This is a genomic window from Microcoleus sp. D3_18_C2 (assembly GCF_036702395.1).
Taxonomy (GTDB): Bacteria; Cyanobacteriota; Cyanobacteriia; order Cyanobacteriales; family Microcoleaceae; genus Microcoleus.
In genome coordinates, this window is the sequence record NZ_JAUBTG010000020.1 from 73,309 (window position 1) to 91,007 (window position 17,699).

General features: G+C 47.5%; 11 protein-coding genes. 5 read left to right on the top strand and 6 right to left on the bottom strand.

Annotated features, from left to right (window positions below):
* Positions 1-155: 155 nt before the first annotated feature.
* Positions 156-3,125: a Calx-beta domain-containing protein gene (locus tag QUA88_RS14690; RefSeq protein ID WP_333055169.1), complete on the top strand. Its 2,970-nt coding sequence runs from the start codon at positions 156-158 to the stop codon at positions 3,123-3,125.
* A 449-nt stretch (positions 3,126-3,574) separates the two neighbouring features.
* Here the strand turns inward: QUA88_RS14690 and dprA are convergent, their stop codons facing one another.
* The 3 genes from dprA to QUA88_RS14705 form a co-directional block, all read right to left on the bottom strand.
* Positions 3,575-4,726, bottom strand: a complete 1,152-nt coding sequence (gene dprA / locus QUA88_RS14695; RefSeq protein ID WP_333211611.1) for a DNA-processing protein DprA — start codon at positions 4,724-4,726, stop codon at positions 3,575-3,577.
* Positions 4,727-5,082: 356 nt separating this feature from the next.
* Positions 5,083-5,736 carry a YdcF family protein gene (locus QUA88_RS14700; protein ID WP_333055171.1) on the bottom strand — a complete coding sequence of 218 codons (654 nt, stop codon included), beginning with the start codon at positions 5,734-5,736 and terminating at the stop codon, positions 5,083-5,085.
* A 127-nt stretch (positions 5,737-5,863) separates the two neighbouring features.
* Positions 5,864-6,511 (bottom strand): DUF2301 domain-containing membrane protein, encoded by a 648-nt coding sequence (locus QUA88_RS14705; protein ID WP_333055172.1) that lies wholly within the window; start codon positions 6,509-6,511, stop codon positions 5,864-5,866.
* A 79-nt stretch (positions 6,512-6,590) separates the two neighbouring features.
* Here QUA88_RS14705 and QUA88_RS14710 point away from each other — a divergent pair, with 79 nt between their 5' ends.
* Complete coding sequence (locus QUA88_RS14710) at positions 6,591-7,268, top strand: calcium-binding protein (protein WP_333055173.1); 678 nt, start codon at positions 6,591-6,593, stop codon at positions 7,266-7,268.
* Between the two features lie 149 nt (positions 7,269-7,417).
* Here QUA88_RS14710 and QUA88_RS14715 read toward each other — a convergent pair whose 3' ends face one another.
* Together QUA88_RS14715 and QUA88_RS14720 are read right to left on the bottom strand one after the other, a co-directional pair.
* Complete coding sequence (locus QUA88_RS14715) at positions 7,418-8,173, bottom strand: DUF561 domain-containing protein (protein WP_333211608.1); 756 nt, start codon at positions 8,171-8,173, stop codon at positions 7,418-7,420.
* 81 nt (positions 8,174-8,254) lie between these two features.
* Positions 8,255-9,058, bottom strand: coding sequence for a creatininase family protein (locus QUA88_RS14720; protein WP_333211606.1), 804 nt, complete (start codon positions 9,056-9,058; stop codon positions 8,255-8,257).
* Positions 9,059-9,090: 32 nt separating this feature from the next.
* On the opposite strand from QUA88_RS14720, the gene QUA88_RS14725 reads away from it, so the two are divergent.
* The 3 genes from QUA88_RS14725 to QUA88_RS14735 all read left to right on the top strand — a co-directional run bounded on the left by QUA88_RS14725 (position 9,091) and on the right by QUA88_RS14735 (position 16,640).
* The gene (locus QUA88_RS14725; protein ID WP_333211605.1) at positions 9,091-10,245 is read left to right on the top strand and encodes an AAA family ATPase; all 1,155 of its coding nucleotides are present in this window, start codon (positions 9,091-9,093) and stop codon (positions 10,243-10,245) included.
* Complete coding sequence (locus tag QUA88_RS14730; protein WP_333211603.1) at positions 10,242-10,847, top strand: DUF4276 family protein; 606 nt, start codon at positions 10,242-10,244, stop codon at positions 10,845-10,847. Before QUA88_RS14725 ends, QUA88_RS14730 begins: the two co-directional genes overlap by 4 nt.
* Before the next feature lie 438 nt (positions 10,848-11,285).
* Entirely contained in the window at positions 11,286-16,640 is a 5,355-nt protein-coding gene (locus tag QUA88_RS14735; RefSeq protein WP_333272358.1) for a PAS domain S-box protein, read from the top strand.
* A gap of 340 nt (positions 16,641-16,980) precedes the next feature.
* Here QUA88_RS14735 and QUA88_RS14740 read toward each other — a convergent pair whose 3' ends face one another.
* Positions 16,981-17,292, bottom strand: coding sequence for a WGxxGxxG family protein (locus QUA88_RS14740; RefSeq protein ID WP_333055180.1), 312 nt, complete (start codon positions 17,290-17,292; stop codon positions 16,981-16,983).
* Positions 17,293-17,699: the final 407 nt, after the last annotated feature.

A 17,699-nucleotide genomic window follows, 5' to 3' on the forward strand; every position in this document is an offset into this window, starting at 1 on the left:
CACCAGTCACGACAACGCCGACACCAGTCACGACAACGCCGACACCAGTCACGACAACGCCGACACCAGTCACGACAACGCCGACACCAGTCACGACAGGAACAGGGAACCCAAACATATTCCCGATCGGATTACCGAAATCTAATGAAACTCCTTTGGGAATAACGGAACCTAACAATCAGATTCTTAGTGTTCCCACGGTAAATTTTTCCCCAGCTACTTACCAAGTTAATGAAAGTCCCACAGGCATCGTTCAGAAACAAATTACCCTCACTCGCACAGGGGATCTAAGCAACTTTTCCACGGTGTGGCTAGAACCTCCTACTGGTTCAGCGAGTGGGGGAATAGATTGGAAAGTTCCGCCCAATTTCTCTCCTCAACTCACCTTTAACCCAGGCGAAAATAGCAAAACTTTGACAATTGACATCTTACCGGATGGTCAATTTGAGGGAACAGAAGAAATTGCGTTTCGGATCGCCAATGGGGGGGTTAATGTCAAGATCGGCACCCAAAACACTGCTACCTTGCAAATTTTGGATGCAGAGGGGCCTCCTACAATTAATTTTTCCCAAGCTACTTACCAAGTCAATGAAAGTCCCACAGGAATCGTTCAGAAACAAATTACCCTCACTCGCACTGGGAATCTAAACACCTTTTCCAGGGTGTACCTAGAACGTCCTACTGGTTCAGCGACTTTGGGAACAGATTGGAACGTTCCCCCCAATTTCTCTCCTGAACTCACCTTTAACCCAGGCGAAAATACCAAAACTTTCACAATTGACGTTTTTCCGGATGGTCAAGTTGAAGGAACAGAAGAAATTGCGTTTCAGATCACCAATCGGGATAATGCCATTATTGGCAGCCAAAACACTGCTACTGTGCAAATTTTCGATGCAGAGGGGCCTCCTACAATTAATTTTTCCCCAGCTACTTACCAAGTCAATGAAAGTCGCACAGGAATCGTTCAGAAACAAATTACTCTCACTCGCACTGGGAATCTAAACAACTTTTCCAGGGTGTACCTAGAACGTCCTACTGGTTCAGCGACTTTGGGAACAGATTGGAACGTTCCCCCCAATTTCTCTCCTGAACTCACCTTTAACCCAGGCGAAAATACCAAAACTTTCACAATTGACGTTTTTCCGGATGGTCAAGTTGAAGGAACAGAAGAAATTGCGTTTCAGATCACCAATCGGGATAATGCCATTATTGGCACCCAAAACACTGCCAGTCTGAAAATTATCGATGCTGAATCTACACTAAACAACCGCGCGCCGCGGGTGAGTAATTCCCTCTCGAATCAACGTGGTCTCAATCCCCGCGGCGACTTCAATGTAACTCTTGCTTCGGACACGTTTACCGATGACGATCCAGGTGACAGTCTCACTTACTCCTACTCAATAATTCCAGACCCGCAATTGCTCTCCCTCTATGGGCTGACCTTCGACCCCAATACCAACACCATCATTCCACCCGATTGGCTTAAGTTCGACCCGAATACGCTGACCTTTAGCGTGGATTTGAATGCTGGTAATGTCCCCTCAAACTTCGATTTGCAAATTAAGGTGACAGCAACGGACAATGCCGGCGCCACTGCCACCGACTCCTTCCACTTGCGGAGATTCGAGGGCATTCAGGGCCTGGCAATTGACGGTTATATCTCCGGTGCAACTGTGTTCCTAGACGCCAACAAAAATGGCGTCCTTGACACCAACGAACCATCCACCACCACTAACAGCAACGGTGAGTTTAATCTCAACATCCCCTTCGAGATTTTCGACACCAACAAAAACGGAGAAATCGACCCATCAGAAGGCAATTTAGTTGTCATAGGAGGCATTGACACCGCCACCGGCTTACCCCTAGAAACACCACTCACCGCACCACCAGATGCAAGTGTAGTAACACTCCTAACCAGTTTAGTCGCCGACTTAACCGACAAAGGAATTGCACCCGAAGAAGCTCAATCTTTAGTCAAAGCCGCCCTTTCTCTCCCCGCTGAAGTTGACCTAACTAGCTTAGATCCAATAGCAGCGACGAACAACAACCAACCAGGGGGAGTCGAAGTCTTATCCGCAATGGTGAAAGTCCAAAACTTCATCACCCAAACTAGCGGTTTAATTGACGGTGCTTCCAGTGCAGCTAACAACGATATTGTCAAAGCTGTTGTCAGTTCAATTACGGCTCAAATTGAATCCGGTACAGTCTTAAACCTCAGCAATGCCGCAGCCTTAGAACCAATCATTCAGCAAGCAGCCGCTAAAATCCAGCAAATAGACCCCAGTTTCAACTCTCAACAAGTCAGCCAAATTACATCGCAATCCGCGACAGTAATGGCAACAGCCAATCAACGCATTGATGCGGCTGTCTCCAACCCAACAGGAACATCAATTCCTGAATCACTTGCCCGCCTCCAACAAGTAGCCTTGGGCCCAACCACTCAAGACTTCAAAGAAGTTGGTACGGGAAATAAACCTATTTCCCAGCTAGTTGCTGACAATACTGGTACTGCTTTAGATAGCAGAATTGAATCTGTAGTATTGCCTGTTGGGATTGCAACTCCTGTTGTCAGCGGCGATGCTGATTTGGGCAGCAATTCCCCGAATGCAATTCTCGGTACAAATGGCGACGATATCCTGAGTGGCGACAGCGCGAATAATGTATTGATGGGCATGAGGGGCAATGATTCCCTCGATGGAGTTCTGGGGAATGACACTATTTTTGGTGGCAAAGGTAGCGATACAATCCTGGGAAGTAGCGGTGATGATGTCTTGTTTGGCAACCGTGGTGCTGATATCTTGAATGGCGATGATGGTAATGATATTCTTTACGGAGGTAAGGGCGATGATTTACTGTCGGGCGGTTTGGGAATTGATACTTTGGTAGGAGGAATGGGAGTAGATAAGTTCCTACTCTCTACCAATTCCGGTACTGATACGATTACTGATTTTGAAGTCGGTCAAGACTTGTTAGTATTGGGTAACGGGTTGAGTTTCTCGCAATTGGCTATTGCTCAAGATAGCGGTTCGACTTTAATCCGGTTTGCACAAACTGGGGAGATTTTAGCTTCTCTGGCTGGAGTTTCTGCTAGCAGTATTAGTGCTGCTAATTTCGGATTGATTTGAGAATTGGGCAGGGAAACGGCATTGCCCATTAGTGTCAACTTAAGCTTTTAGTCCGTTAGTCTTCTCGCTCATCCGTCAGTCCGCCAGGGGAATAAATTCCCTGTCGGACTATCGGTTTTACCTTAAGTTGACACCAATTGCGCTGTTGCCGTGTCCTCAATTGCCGTGTTATCGATCGTTATATCCGATCGCCCAATCGGGCAATTTCATCATCCAATCCGGTTGATTTTACCCATTACCCGAAATCAGGATACGGCTGTGCCTTGTCCCTACAATCGATCGCGTGATGCTTAAATCCGAGCGAGGAAAATTGATTATTTTAGGGTAGGGAAACGGCAATGCCGTGTCCTCCGTTGCCTTCAATCCGCGCAGGGGGATTTTGTCTGTGTAGACGCGGTTTCAACCGCCGAGTATCTGTATAAAATGCGGATTTAATCTAACATTCCAAATCAGCACCGCTGATATCGCATTCCCGGTAACTGCGAAACTAATCCCAACAATTCCAACTGCAAAAGTATACTAGAAACTGTTCCCGCTTCTAATCCAGACACTTCCACAATTACATCAAAAGAAATCGGCCCAGATACGATCGCACTTAACACCTTAGCCAATTCTGGCTCCAACAGCGGCCCTTGCTTCTCAACCGTCGGATTTGGAGGAAATAGCGACAACTGCTCGGCTCTATCCAATTTTGGCATAGCTCCGAGCATTTCCAACAACCTGTCTTCGCTTAAGTGTCGATCGCTACTCGGCAGAATCGGATGAGCACCTTTACTCAGCAACTCCAAACACCCAAAGGAACGCTCATCATCCAATCTTGCTGTCAAAACATACACATCCCGACAAAAATCATTCGCTTGATAAGCAGTAATTAAAGCACCAGATTTATGCGGAGCTTCTATCACGATTGTAGCGCGACTTAAGCCAGCAATTATGCGATTTCGGCGCGGAAAATTAGTTTTATTCGGTTGAGTCCCCGCCGGATATTCACTAATTACCAATCCCTGCTGCAAAATGCGATCGCACAACCTCTCATTTTGTTTAGGATATACAATATCTACCCCCGTCCCCACCACTGCGAAAGTCCTTCCTCCCGCCTCCAAACAGCCTGTATGAGCCTCTGTATCAATGCCCGCCGCCAATCCCGAAACCACAGTAAAACCGCTTCTAGCTAAAGCCGTACTAATTTTGCGAGTCCACCTTCTGCCGTATTCCGTTGGGCTGCGAGTACCAACCATTGCCACCGTCGGCGTAATTCCTTGATTCTCTTTGCGATCGACATTACCGCGATAATACAACACTGGTGGCGGATTGGGAATTTCCAATAATAAGCGGGGATAATCTGAATCGGCGGGCGTCCAAAAACTGGGATTTTTTATAAGATGTTTTTCGAGAAATTCTTCAGGATTGAGTTTAGTTCGTTCTTGGGAAATTGTTTCAATTATCTGCTTACCAAACCCTTCGACTCGCATGAAATCTACTGGTTTTGCCGTCCAAGCTTCTGCCAAACTATTGAAATTTTGGTGCAATCTTTGCAACAAAATCGGCCCGATACCGTTAATTTGCGACCATGCCAACCAGTAAGCGCGTTCTTCTACCAAGGAGTTACCCTCAACTTATATGAAAATAATTTTATCATTTTTGGTTGAATATATAGAAATCCTAAATCATTTGTAAATTTCTTACTCCCTCCCCGAACCCGCGGGGAGGGTTGGGGTGGGGCAAAAAAATACTACTCCTGCAAAGATTGCTATAAATATTTTTTACGAACCGCGAAGGCGCTAAGAAGGCGAAGGGAATTAAGAGGGAGGTTGACAATTACTGGCTAAGGATCGCGAATTAAATAACTTACAATTTTAATTGTTATTGTGGGATGGGCTCTTATAGCCCGTCCACTCATGACGGGCTCTTATAGCCCATCCCACTTTCAAGAGTGGAAGTTATTTAATTCTCATTCCTAAGCTTTCCAATCAACGAAACGCACGTAAATATAACCAATAATTTCTCCGATCACAGTCCGAAAACCTTCGCTCGATTTCCACCATTCTTGGGGATTGTAATCTTGCGGTTCAGCAGCTATAATCCCGACTTTAATGTCAGGATTCAGCACTTCTTTGAAAATAATCCAACTTCTGCGGGCGTGAGGGCCAAAAGAATAAAGATTAATTGACTCAACTTTTATGGCAGAAGCACCTAGCCAATCCTGAAGTGCGATCGCAGAAGCAGCAGTGCGGTGTTTGAGAACACTCGCTGCTGGTACTGCTACTACTTTGTTTTTATCAAATCCTAGCGCAATACAAGTCGCGGCAGCTAGTTCGGCATAATTTTTATATTCAGCAAGATAGTAGCCTTTACTTAAAGGAACTCCTGTGGTAACTAATTGGCGGTATTCGCCTTTTTTGAATTCGGCGATCGCACTTTGGATCGCATAATCGGGCAACCAGCCTTCGACAACCAAAACATCTGCTTTAATCGGCGCATTTACCGCCAAAAACGGATGGATATTTGTGATAATTAAGAGCATTGTAATTATTAATCCCATCAGAGCAATTACCCAACCTTCCTTGGTAACTGCCCACATTTCTCGGCGGCGGATTAGACGAATTCTCATTTTAACTAGCTCTAGATGTTTTAGGGTATGGAGGCAGATTCGGCGAGACTGAGAAAGAGGGAAATAGTGGGAAAGTGATAGAATTTCCCAATGCCCCATGCCCCATTCCCAATGCCCCATTCCCAAATTATTGGTGTTTCAGATACTCAAAAACGCTTTTATCCCCGATATCCTGCGGCATTGGTTGAAAAAACTTACGCACAGCAAAGATGATAAACAAAGCCGCCCAAACAGCCAGCAAAAATTGTTCATTTTCGGCTGACAAAAATCCGAAAATATGTCCTAAAATTAACAGAGGGACTCCCGGAGTCAAAAACTTAGTTTCGAGGCGATTAAAGCAGAATGCTTCCTTAAAATAAATGCCATTTAAGGCTGCAAAAGTAAAGCCAATTCCCCACAATGTGGCGGGATGTTCGTACACTGCTAAAGCTAGAGGTTGGCTGCTTTGTAGGGCGACAAACAATGCTGCCGCGCCGCCGATCGCCCAAAACGCCTGTAGTGTGCGGTGCAGCGCAATCATGTAAATGTGAATAGTTGCCAAGCTGACGCCTAAAGCTATCCAGAAACAAGCAAAAACAGGCGTTACAGCTTGGATTGCCATCGGGTTGTCGCCCTGTTGCAGCACCAGAGTAGTGCCGATCGCAAAACACAGCGCCGCCACCCCCAATCCGGCGCGGTAAATCAACACTCCCGTGCGATCGTTTTGAGTAATCGTAAACTCGCCGAATTGTCCTTGATAGACTGGCGATTCATCAGGTGATTTCAGTAGTTGCATTACAGCTTCCTCCTATCAGACACAATGTACTTCTGCCAAGATATACTTTATTGATAAACCGAGCCAGCGAGACCGAGCGATGCCTAAATTTAACAAGCCTAAACTTAACCAGCCTAAAGTTAACAAATCTAAAGTTAACAAATCTAAAGTGGACGATCGCCCAGAGCAAAGCCAATCCCTTCCTTCACAATCCGAACTTCCTCCAGTTCAGCTTGATGAAACCATTGTAGCAGGCAGAAGACCCAAACCGGTCAACGACTTTCAGAGGCTGCTGGAGGAATTATCCGAATTGAGAGCGGGGTTCGATCCAGAAATGTTAGCGCATCTCGATGAAAATCTCCCATTTAATACCAAGCAATTTGAAACTAAAATCAGTAAAATTTTGGGGTCAAAAAATATTGATTTCAGCCTAAAAAATTCCGTCAAATATCTAGAGTACATCAAGCAAAATATTCAACTACCCTGCCACGTTACCGGCATAGAAGAGTTTGAATGGGAAGAAGAATATACAATGGGTTCCGGCAGCAAAAAAGAATATGCACGGCTCAAAAAAACTCAACCTTCTTATACTGATAGATTCACAATTAATCGGTTGGAGGATTTGGTGCTTCAGGAAGAAGGCATATTTGTGGAAGTGCAGCGCGTCAGCGATCGCCAAAAGTTTATGTTGCCTTTATCAGAGTTAGAATCCGTTGATGTAATCTCCCGAAACAATCAGTTATTAGATGATTATGCCGTGTGGTTTATCAATTATTAAGGAAGAGTGGAAAAGTGAAAGAGTGGGGGAGTGGAAGAGGCGAAGACTGGGAGAAGGGGAAGAGCGAGGGATGGGAAAAATCTTCCTTCTTCCTTCTTCCTTCTTCCTTCTTCCTTCTTCCTTCTTCCTTCTTCCTTCTTCCTTCTTAATTAAATGGAAGCCGGCAAGTGCGATCGCGAAACCAAAGCCAAAGCTTCAACCAAACTGCGAACAGCCGCAATCATCGCCACTTCGCTATTAAGCTGGCTAACAGCAGAACCGACACCAACACCCGCAGCACCGGCTCCAATAGCGAGGGGTGCGGTGACGCTGGAGATACCGGAAGCGCAGAGTACGGGGATGGATACGGCGCGGGAAATTTCAAAAGCGGAGGCCAAAGTAGGCGCTGCTTTTTCAATTAATCCCAAGGTGCCAGCGTGAATTGGTTGAGCGCTAGTGCCACCTTCGGTTTGGATGATGTTAGCCCCAGCTTTGACTAATTCAATTGCTAATTGCACTTGTTTGTCGAGTGTCAAAATGTGGGGAACTGTCACAGAAAGAGTGATGTTTGGAAATAGCGATCGAGTTTCGCGAGTCAACTGCAAAACTTCCTCAGCTTCAAAGCGGCGGCCTTCTGCGTAGAAAGCATCAAAGTTACCAATTTCAATCAAATCAGCCCCAGCTTCTACCGCAGGCACAAACTTTTCCGGTTCCACAGCAGATACACAAATTGGCAAATCTGTCAACTGTTTTGCCATCAATACCAAATCGCGATCGGCAGCAATATCGACAAAGGAAGCACCGCCGAGATCCGCTGCTTTGACGACAGCAGCAACGTTGGCGGCATCAAAATTATTTAAACCGCTGATAATTTTCAGGGCGCGACCTTGCTCAAAAGCGCGCTGCAATTTAGAATTTACACTCATCGTTAGTTTTCCAACTCAAAAAATTTCTTAGACTCATTTTGACACGAATTAGAACAATTTTTGATTTTTAATTCTTAATTTTTAATTACTACGCGGCTGGCGAAATTTGTAAACATCTTTGATAACTTGTGCCCAGCCGTCAGAGAGAGATTCGAGAATACGAGATCCTTTTTCTTTCGTCGCCGCCGTCGCATCGCCCAACACACCGCTTTCAGTCAACTCTCGCGTCAGCCAAGCAAAAGGCAAATTCCCTTCCATACTCAGCAAACTCTCTGTTGGTAAACCCTGCGGATAGTCGCAAACTGCCAGTTCCATTTTCACCTGTTCGGGCAAAATTGACAACATCAAACTCGTTTCTGCATCACCCGCGTGAATTCCCAACTCCAACTCCTTGGCAGTTAATAATTCAGCAGCCACATTAGGAACGCGCCAAACAAACAGCGGAAAAACCGAAAAATCCTGATATTTTTGATGAATATCCCGCGCCGCAATTTCCATCACCTGTGGCTGTCCGCCGTGACCATTCATTAACACTAATTTCCGAAATCCAGCCTGATAAATACTGTCTGCAATTTCGCCGATTACTGCTAAAAGTGTCTGAGCACTGAGCATAATTGTACCGGGAAAATGGCAGTGTTCGTTCGACTTACCATAGTACAAAGGCGGCAAAGCATAGGCGGGAATATTTGCCTCTAACTTTGCCAGGGCTTTGCCTGTAACTGCCGCGCTAATTGCCGCATCTACAATTAAAGGCAAATGAGGGCCGTGCTGTTCGATCGCACCTAGCGGCAGAATGATCACAGTATTTTCCTTATCCGGCATAGACTGAATTTCTGTCCAAGTCAGATATGGAAAAAAGCGTGATTCTGGAATAAAATTGTGCATATTACGATTCTACAAGCTCAAGGGCAAAAGTTATGAACACATTTGAGCGCCTAAAGATCGAGGGGTTTCGCCGTTTGTTTTCGGCAGAGGTGGAAATGCGAGATCTGACAGTGATGATTGGTGCTAACGGTGTTGGGAAAAGTTCTTTCTTAGAAATATTCTCACTTTTAGCAGCATCAGCGAACGGTCAGTTACAGTCCAAAATTTCAGAGTTGAGCGGTCTAACTCAGATGATAACATTAGACCGGGCTGATAGCGTGTCAATCTCCTTATCGATGCCTATAGAGAATCAGGAACCGCTTAACTATTCTCTGAAACTTGCAACCAAAGGTCAATTCTATGAAATTGGTTCAGAAACTCTAATCCAACAGCGCGATCCCAATGCTTCTCAACCTTTTAAGTATATTGAATCTCGCGGTTTAGATGTCAAATATTTCAGTCCAGACGATGAAAAGCTACTACGTCCAAACTGGCAGTACAATCCTTTGGAAAGCTCACTCGCTCAGGTTCCTAAGATGTATCGGGAACCAGAAACATTGAGACAGCACTTAGCTTCATGTAGCTTTTATAAGGCTTGGGAATTGAATCTTTCCCCTCAAAGTCCTATACGTTTACCTCAATCTATGCGTCCTGCAACTTTGCCCGGTACTAAGGGAGAAGATTTAGTTTCATGCCTTTATTATCTGCGAGAAACAGATCCAAATCGATTTGAAATTATTCAAGATACACTGGCGGCAGCTTTTCCTGATTTTGAAAGGTTGAGTTTTCCGCCAGTAGCAGCCGGAACTTTAGCAATGACTTGGAAGGATCGAAATTTTTCTCATCCTTTTTATATGCACCAACTATCCGAGGGAACGCTGCGATTTCTATGGTTAATCACCTTACTGCAAAGTCGAGATTTGACCGCTGTCACGCTGATTGATGAGCCGGAAGTTAGTTTACATCCAGAGTTGTTACAACAACTAGCTCATGCTATGAGAGAAGCTTCTCAAAGAACTCAACTAATTGTAGCAACTCATTCAGATAGACTGATCGGATTTTTAGAGCCTAAAGAGGTGCTTGTCTGCAATACTGAAGATGGATTAACAACTCTAACTTGGGCTGACTCTATAGAATTAGAACACTGGTTAAAAGATTATAGCTTGGATCAGCTTTGGGCAATGAATATCATTGGAGGCAGACCGTGAAGATTGCTATTTTGGTTGAAGGAGCAACGGAAATGGCATTTAAGTCTAACCTGCAAGAGTTTCTTCAGTTACGCCTGGGACAGCAGATGCCAAAATTAAAGTTTATACCTTGTAACGGTCGCATTCACAAAGGAAAGAAACTCAGGGTCATCGTGGAAAATTTATTGACTGGTAAAGATGCCTGTGATGCTGTAATTGCATTAACTGATGTTTATACAGGCACTAAAGATTTTAAAGATGCAGCGGATGCTAAGGCTCAAATGAAAAATTGGGTAGGGAACAATCCTAAATTTTATCCCCATGCAGCTTCCCATGACTTTGAAGCTTGGCTGTTACCTTTTTGGTCAAAAATTCAGCAAATATCAGGAGGCAATAGAGCCGTTCCTAGCGGTTCTCCTGAACTGGTCAATCACAATAATCCACCTTCTTATCGGATTAAAGAAATATTTGAACAGGGAAAACGTCGCAGTTATGATAAAGCACGGGATGCCAAAAGAATATTAGAGGGACAAAATCTCATGGAGGCTGCCGCAGTCTGTCCAGAATTAAAGGCTTTTCTGAATACTATTTTATCTCTTTGTGGGGGCGAATTGATTCCTTGACCCGCCCAAAAACGGATACGAGCCCGCCATTCCTGTTGTGGAAAAAGCGAGATTTTAGACCAAGCTCTGGCGCGGGTTTCAGACCTTGCTCGCTATATGTATATAATGTGCTGTGCGGTCACGCAAGCACTCCTAAACAACGCTTTTTACTTTCCCAAGAGCTCCTCCTATCATCAAGCGTGCAAGCTTTCACTCTTCGTGCGAGCATCTTGGCCGCTAAAAATATATAAAGCGATCGGGATGCTCGCACTCCTAAAAAAGGCTTTTTACAAAATTCGACTGCTCCCAATCAACTAGCCTGAAAACTAAAAAGTAATTTCCAAGATAGCTCACATATTCTGTATGTGGGTAGATAATATATAAATATAGCAGATGCTTTAACAGCGTGGTGATAGACGCTCGCCAGCTCAAACCGAAAGACGTAGAGATGACTAATTGATGGAAGCTTGGCAAACCCCACAAACTAATTTAACCGACATTCCGATCGCCGAGGAACTGTCGCGCCGCATCCCTCGATCGCACGATCGAAAAGCAGAAAACCGAGCGCTGCAAACGCTGGCTCGACAATTGGCAACCTCACCGCACAGGCTGCTAAAAACACTCGTTGCGATCGCTCAAGATTTGTGCGACGCCGGAAGCGTCGGAGTCTGCTTGCTAGAAGAAAATGCAACTTCCGAACAAATCTTTCGGTGGGAGGCCTTAGCGGGAGCGTGGGAAGCAGCAGAACATAAAAACACACCCCGCAAATTGCGTTTGTCGGGCACCGGGATCGATCGCCAAACTCCCCAGCTTTACTTTGCTCCCGAACAATATTTTACCGACTTACAACAGTTAGAATTGCCGATCGCCGAAGCGTTAGTCGTGCCACTGCAAGCAGAAAATCAATCGCTGGGGGCAATATGGATTGTATCTCACGATGCCGATCGCCAGTTCGATGCCGAAGACTTGCAGATCGCGATCGCCCTAGCAGACTTTGCCGTTGCCGCCATACAAATCGATCGCGCCAATCAAACCAAAGAAGCTTTGCGAGAAAGCCAAGAACGCTGGCAGCTAGCCTGTGCCGGCAACAACGACGGGATTTGGGATCGCAACCTGCAAACAAATTGCTCTGTAGTGAGCGATCGCTTTTTAGAGATTTTGGAACGTGGGCCCGAAGATGTCAAAAACTTTAGCCAATATTTGAGCTACGTTCATCCCGATGATGTGGAGATCGTGCAAAGCAATTGGCAGCAGCACTTGCATCGAGAAACCTCACATTACTGCTGCGAGTACCGCATCCGTTGTGGGGACGGGCGCTACAAATGGGTTTTAGCCAGAGGGCGAGCAATTTGGGACGAGTCAGGCAATCCCGTGCGCGCCGTGGGTTCCCTCACAGATATCAGCGAGCGTAAACAAACAGAAATTGCCTTAAAACAAAGCGAAGAACGTTTGAGCATCGCCATCGAAGGCTCAGGCATGGCAACCTGGGATTTAGACGTGCGAACAAATCGAGTAATTTGGTCGGCGACCCATTTCAGCATTTTGGGCTGCCAACCGGTACCAGGCGGGGAAGCAAGCGCGGTTGTGTGGGAAAACTGCGTGCATCCAGACGACTTCAAGCAAGTCATGCAAGCAGCCAAAACAGCTCGGCAAACCCGATCGCTCTACTCCCCCGAATACCGGATCATCCGCGCCGACAACGGAGAAATCCGCTGGTTGAGCGCGTTCGGGCGCTATCTCTACGACGCAGCAGGCGAAGCAGTGCGGTTTATCGGAGTATTATTTGATGCTACCGATCGCAAAAAAGCCGAACTCGCCCTACAAGAAAGCGAACAAACCGTGCGGCGTCAACTTGTAGAGATAGAGTCGCTCTACCAAACAACTCCCGTGGGTTTAGCCGTTTTAGACACAGATTTGCGGTTCGTGCGGATCAACCAGCGGTTTGCCCAAATGAACGGCTTGGCAGTAGAAAGGCACATCGGCCATACCCTGCGCGAAATTGTCCCCGACTGGGCAGACACAGCCGAACCTTTGTTGGGACACCTTCTAGACACCGGAGAACCGATCCGGAATTATGAACTCACCGGTGCAACTAGGGATCAACCCACAGTTGTTCGCACTTGGCTCCAGAATTGGTGGCCGCTCAGAGACAGGGGCCCAGAGATTGTGGGGATTCATATCGTGGTACAGGAAATTACCGCTCGCAAAATGGCAGAACTCGCCTTGCAAGAAAGCTACAACCGTTTCCAATTAGCTACAAGGGCGATCGACGGCATGGTGTTTGAGTGGGATTTGGCAGCAAACTCAGTTTACCGTTCCCAGGGACTGTGCTCGATCGTCGGTGTCTGCCCAGAGGATGCACCTGCAACACCAGAGTGGTGGAGAGAACGCATCCATCCGGTCGATTTGGCACGCATCCAAGCCGGGGGGCAATCAATCTTGAATATTCCCGATCGCTATGAAATCGAGTACCGAGTCCGGCACGAAGACGGGCGCTGGATCGATGTTTGGGAGCGCGGCTGTTCGATCCGCAACCAGCAAGGTGAAGCGACCAAAATAGTCGGCTTCACCAGCAACATTACCCAGCGTAAACAAGCAGAAGCAGCACTGTGCGATCGTGAAAACCACCTGCAGTTGATTCTCGACAGCGCCAAAGACTACGCCATCTTCACGACCGACACCGACGGACACATTACCAGTTGGAACGCAGGGGCCCAGAGATTGCTGGGCTATTCCGAAGCCCAAATCGTCGGGCAGCACGGACGCATCATCTTCACCCCAGAAGACTCAGCAGCCCGGATGCCGGAAGCAGAAATGCACAGCGCCCTGACTCAAGGAAAAGGAGAAAACGAGCGCTGGCACCTCCGCAAAGACGGCAGCCGCTTTTGGGGCAGCGGGCTGGTGATGCCCCTGCGCGACGCAGCAGGCGAGGTGCAAGGTTTCCTGAAAATTATGCAGGACAAAACCGAGCGCCGGCAAATAGAAGAAGCACTGCGGCACAGCGAAAATCTCTACCGCACCCTCGCCGATGGCGTCCCGGAATTAATGTGGATCAACACCGCCGACGGCAGGTTAGAGTTTTGCAACCAACACTGGAAAACCTATACGGGCATGAGGCCAGAATTGCCGATGCCTGCGCCGGTGCTGCAATTATTTCATCCTGATGATCTGCCAGCAGTTGTCGCCACGCGCACTCCTGCGATTGCAGCCGGGGAAGCCTACGAATTCGAGTGTCGGGTACGCAGGTTTGATGGTAATTACCGCTGGCATCTAGCGCGACTTGTACCCGTCAAAGACAGGAAGGGAAAGGTGGTGCAATGGGCTGGTATCGGCATTGATATTGACGATCGCAAACGAGCAGAAGAAAGCTTAGCAGAAAGCGACCGCCGCTTCCGCTTCCTGGCTGAGTCGCTGCCCCACCTGATTTGGAACGTAAGTTCCGGCGGAGAAATTCGCTTTACCAATCAACAACAATGGTTGGAATATCTGGGAATGTCTTACGAGGAGGCCGCTCAAAGCAATTGGGAATCGCTAGTCCCGCCCTCGGATTTGGCAGAATCTTGGACCCGCTGGGAAGAATGTCAAATCACCGGAGAAGTTTATCAAATTGAGCTGCGTCTCCGGCGGGCCGTAGACCAAATGGAACGCTGGCATTTGTCCCGCGCTGTGCCAATTCGCGACGCAGGAGGCCAGATTGTCGAGTGGATCGGCACAAACACCGATATTCACGATCGCAAACAAGCCCAACTCAACGAGCAGTTTCTCTCCGATCTCGAAGTCCGCTTGCGGCAGCGCATCAATCCGGCAGAAATGTTGTGGGAAGCAATGAACAGTCTGGGAGAATATTTAAAGGTCGATCGCTGCATCTGGCACGAAATTGATGTAGAAGCCGATCGGGCAATTGTCCACCAAGACTGGCACCAGTCCGACCTTGCCAGCACCGTCGGCACCTATCAAATCTCAGACTTTAAGACGCCAGAACTGAAAGCTCTGTCTATGGCAGGTCAAACACTTGTCATCTCAGATATCGCTACTTACCCCCATACAGCGCATTTATTCGATAACTACGGTGCCGTGTGGATTCGCGCTTTGGTCGATGTTCCCTGCCTTCAGGAAGGGCGCTGGGTGGCTCTTTTGCTGGTGACATCAAGGGTGGTTCGGCACTGGCGGCCCGATGAAGTTTGGCTGATGCAAGAAGTGGTGGCTCGCCTCTGGACGGTGATCCTGCACGCGCGAGCTCTGCATGAGCTGCACGAAAGCGAGGCTCGGTTCCGCGCTCTAGCTGACAACATCGCTCAGTTGGCCTGGATGACAGATGCTACTGGGGCGATTTTCTGGTATAACCAGCGCTGGTTTGACTACACCGGCACCACCCTAGAAGAAATGCTAGGCTGGGGCTGGCAAAAGGTGCACCACCCGGAACACCTCGATCGCGTTGTGGAAAAATTTAGGCGCTGCCTTGAAACAGCCGAACTCTGGGAAGATACTTTCCCCTTGCGCGGCAAAGACGGATCGTACCGCTGGTTTCTCTCCCGCGCCGTGGCGATCCGCGACGATCGAGGCAACGTGCTGCGCTGGTGTGGCACCAACACTGATATTACCGATCGCAAAGTTGCAGAAGCGGAACGGGAACGCCTTCTAGCGCGAGAAAAGGCAGCGCGGGAAGAGGCAGAACGCGCTAACCGCGTCAAAGACGAATTTTTGGCTGTTTTGTCCCACGAATTGCGGACTCCCTTAAACCCGATTATGGGCTGGGCGAAGCTGCTGCAATCGAATCTTCTGACACCGGAAAAGCAGCGTTATGCCTTAGAGACGATCGAGCGCAACGCCAAACTACAAACCCAGCTTATCGAAGATTTGCTCGACGTGTCGGGGATTCTGCAAGGTAAGGTTAGCTTGAATATTGCACCTGTGGATTTAGCCGGGGTAATCGGTGCTGCTATTGAAACGGTGCGTCTGGCGGCGGAAGTCAAGTCGATTCAAATCAGCACTCAATTTGCATCGAATCTCGGCCCGGTGTTGGGGGATGCGGGGAGACTTCAGCAGGTAGTCTGGAATTTGCTGTCAAATGCCGTCAAGTTCACCCCGCCGGGAGGCAAAATTCAAGTCGTTCTCGATCGGGTGGACACCAAGGCCCAAATTACTGTAACTGATACGGGAAAAGGTATCGAACCTGATTTTCTGCCCTATGTATTCGACTACTTCCGGCAAGCTGACAGCACGATGACGCGCAAGTTTGGCGGATTGGGTTTAGGATTGGCGATCGTCCGCCATCTCGTCGAACTCCACGGCGGCACGGTGAAATCCGACAGTCCCGGCGAAGGAAAAGGTGCAACCTTGACCGTCAGGATACCTCTGATGCCCGTGCAATCTCAGACAAGTCCTGCGGGAACTGCGGCGCCGGACCCATCCTTCAATTTAAGCGGTATCAGGGTGTTAGCGGTGGATGATGATGCCGATGCGCGAGATTTGGTGGTTTTTCTGCTTGAGGATTGTGGGGCAAGTGTTACAGCAGTTGCTAACGCCGCCGATGCTTTGGCGGTTTTAACCCAGTCTGTGCCGGATTTGCTGTTGAGCGATATTGGAATGCCCGATACTGACGGTTATATGTTGATGCGACAGGTTCGGGCTCTAGCGCCCGAAAAAGGGGGACGGATTCCGGCGATCGCCCTCACGGCTTATGCTGGAGAGATTGACTATCAGCAGGCCCTGGCTGCGGGGTTCCAGCGCCACATTTCTAAGCCTTTAGACCCCGACCAGTTGGTGCAGGCGATTTGGGAGGTACTTGATCGATCGGGCAAAAACCTTATTTAAAGTGTTTTTGTGTCGGAAAAGTCTTTATTTAATGAACCGCGAAGACGCAAAGAACGCGAAGGAGGGAGGGAAGAAGATAGGAAGAAGTTAATAATCTCAATTCCGCTTATATCTGAGATATTGCACCATTTTTATGAACAGGCTTTCCGGCCTGTTCATAAAAATCTGATTGACAATGGTACAATATCTCAGATGTAACCAATTTAATCGTCGATCGATCGCGCATCATCTCCAATAAAAAAACCTCACAGATGGAGGTTTTTTGATGATTATTGGTGCTAGTCGGACAGGTTAAAACATCCTGTCCCTGCATGATGCCCACAGCACTAAGACTCAATTCTTAGCGGTAGTCACTTCGCACGGCAGGCTCGCGATCGCTGGTTGTAGTTGTATAGCGGACATTTTCTTCACGTTTGCGGGGAATCAAGCCCAACAAACCAGACAAACCTAACAATCCCAACCATCCCCAATCAAAATCGCGATCGTTCTCAGCATTGTAGACATCGGAGCGAGGAGTGGTGGTGGTTGTAGTGTTGTTAGTACCGCCAGTTGTATCTGTCTGAGCTGAAGCAGGCAGATGAGCTGGTGCTAGGGCTAACCCAGCAGCTATAATACCTGCACCGATTGCTTTGGATAAATCAGAACGTTTCATAATTCAAATGCTCTCTGTTGGCTAAAATCTTTAACTATCAAAACTATATCGATTGGCTTTTAAAGTTAAATCCATCTCTAGCGGTAAACATTGCTAAGTTCCACGTATAACTACAGATTGATATCAAATTTTTAGCAGGCGCACAAAATTAAAAATTGCTCGCAGAGGCACTCCGACACTAGAAATAGCGGGTCTGACCGAAAGCATCCAGGATACCCGCCACGTGATTCATTCCGAAAGCAGACTCAGGACCGGTGAAATAAAAAACCTATATCCGATGAAACTTGCCGAACGTATTTATCCGTAAGGTCAATGCTTCAATCTAAAACCTAAAATCTAAAATCTAAAATCGATTGACACCTCACCCGGTTGTGAGGCAGTGCGACAGTCTCGACAATAGACAAGGT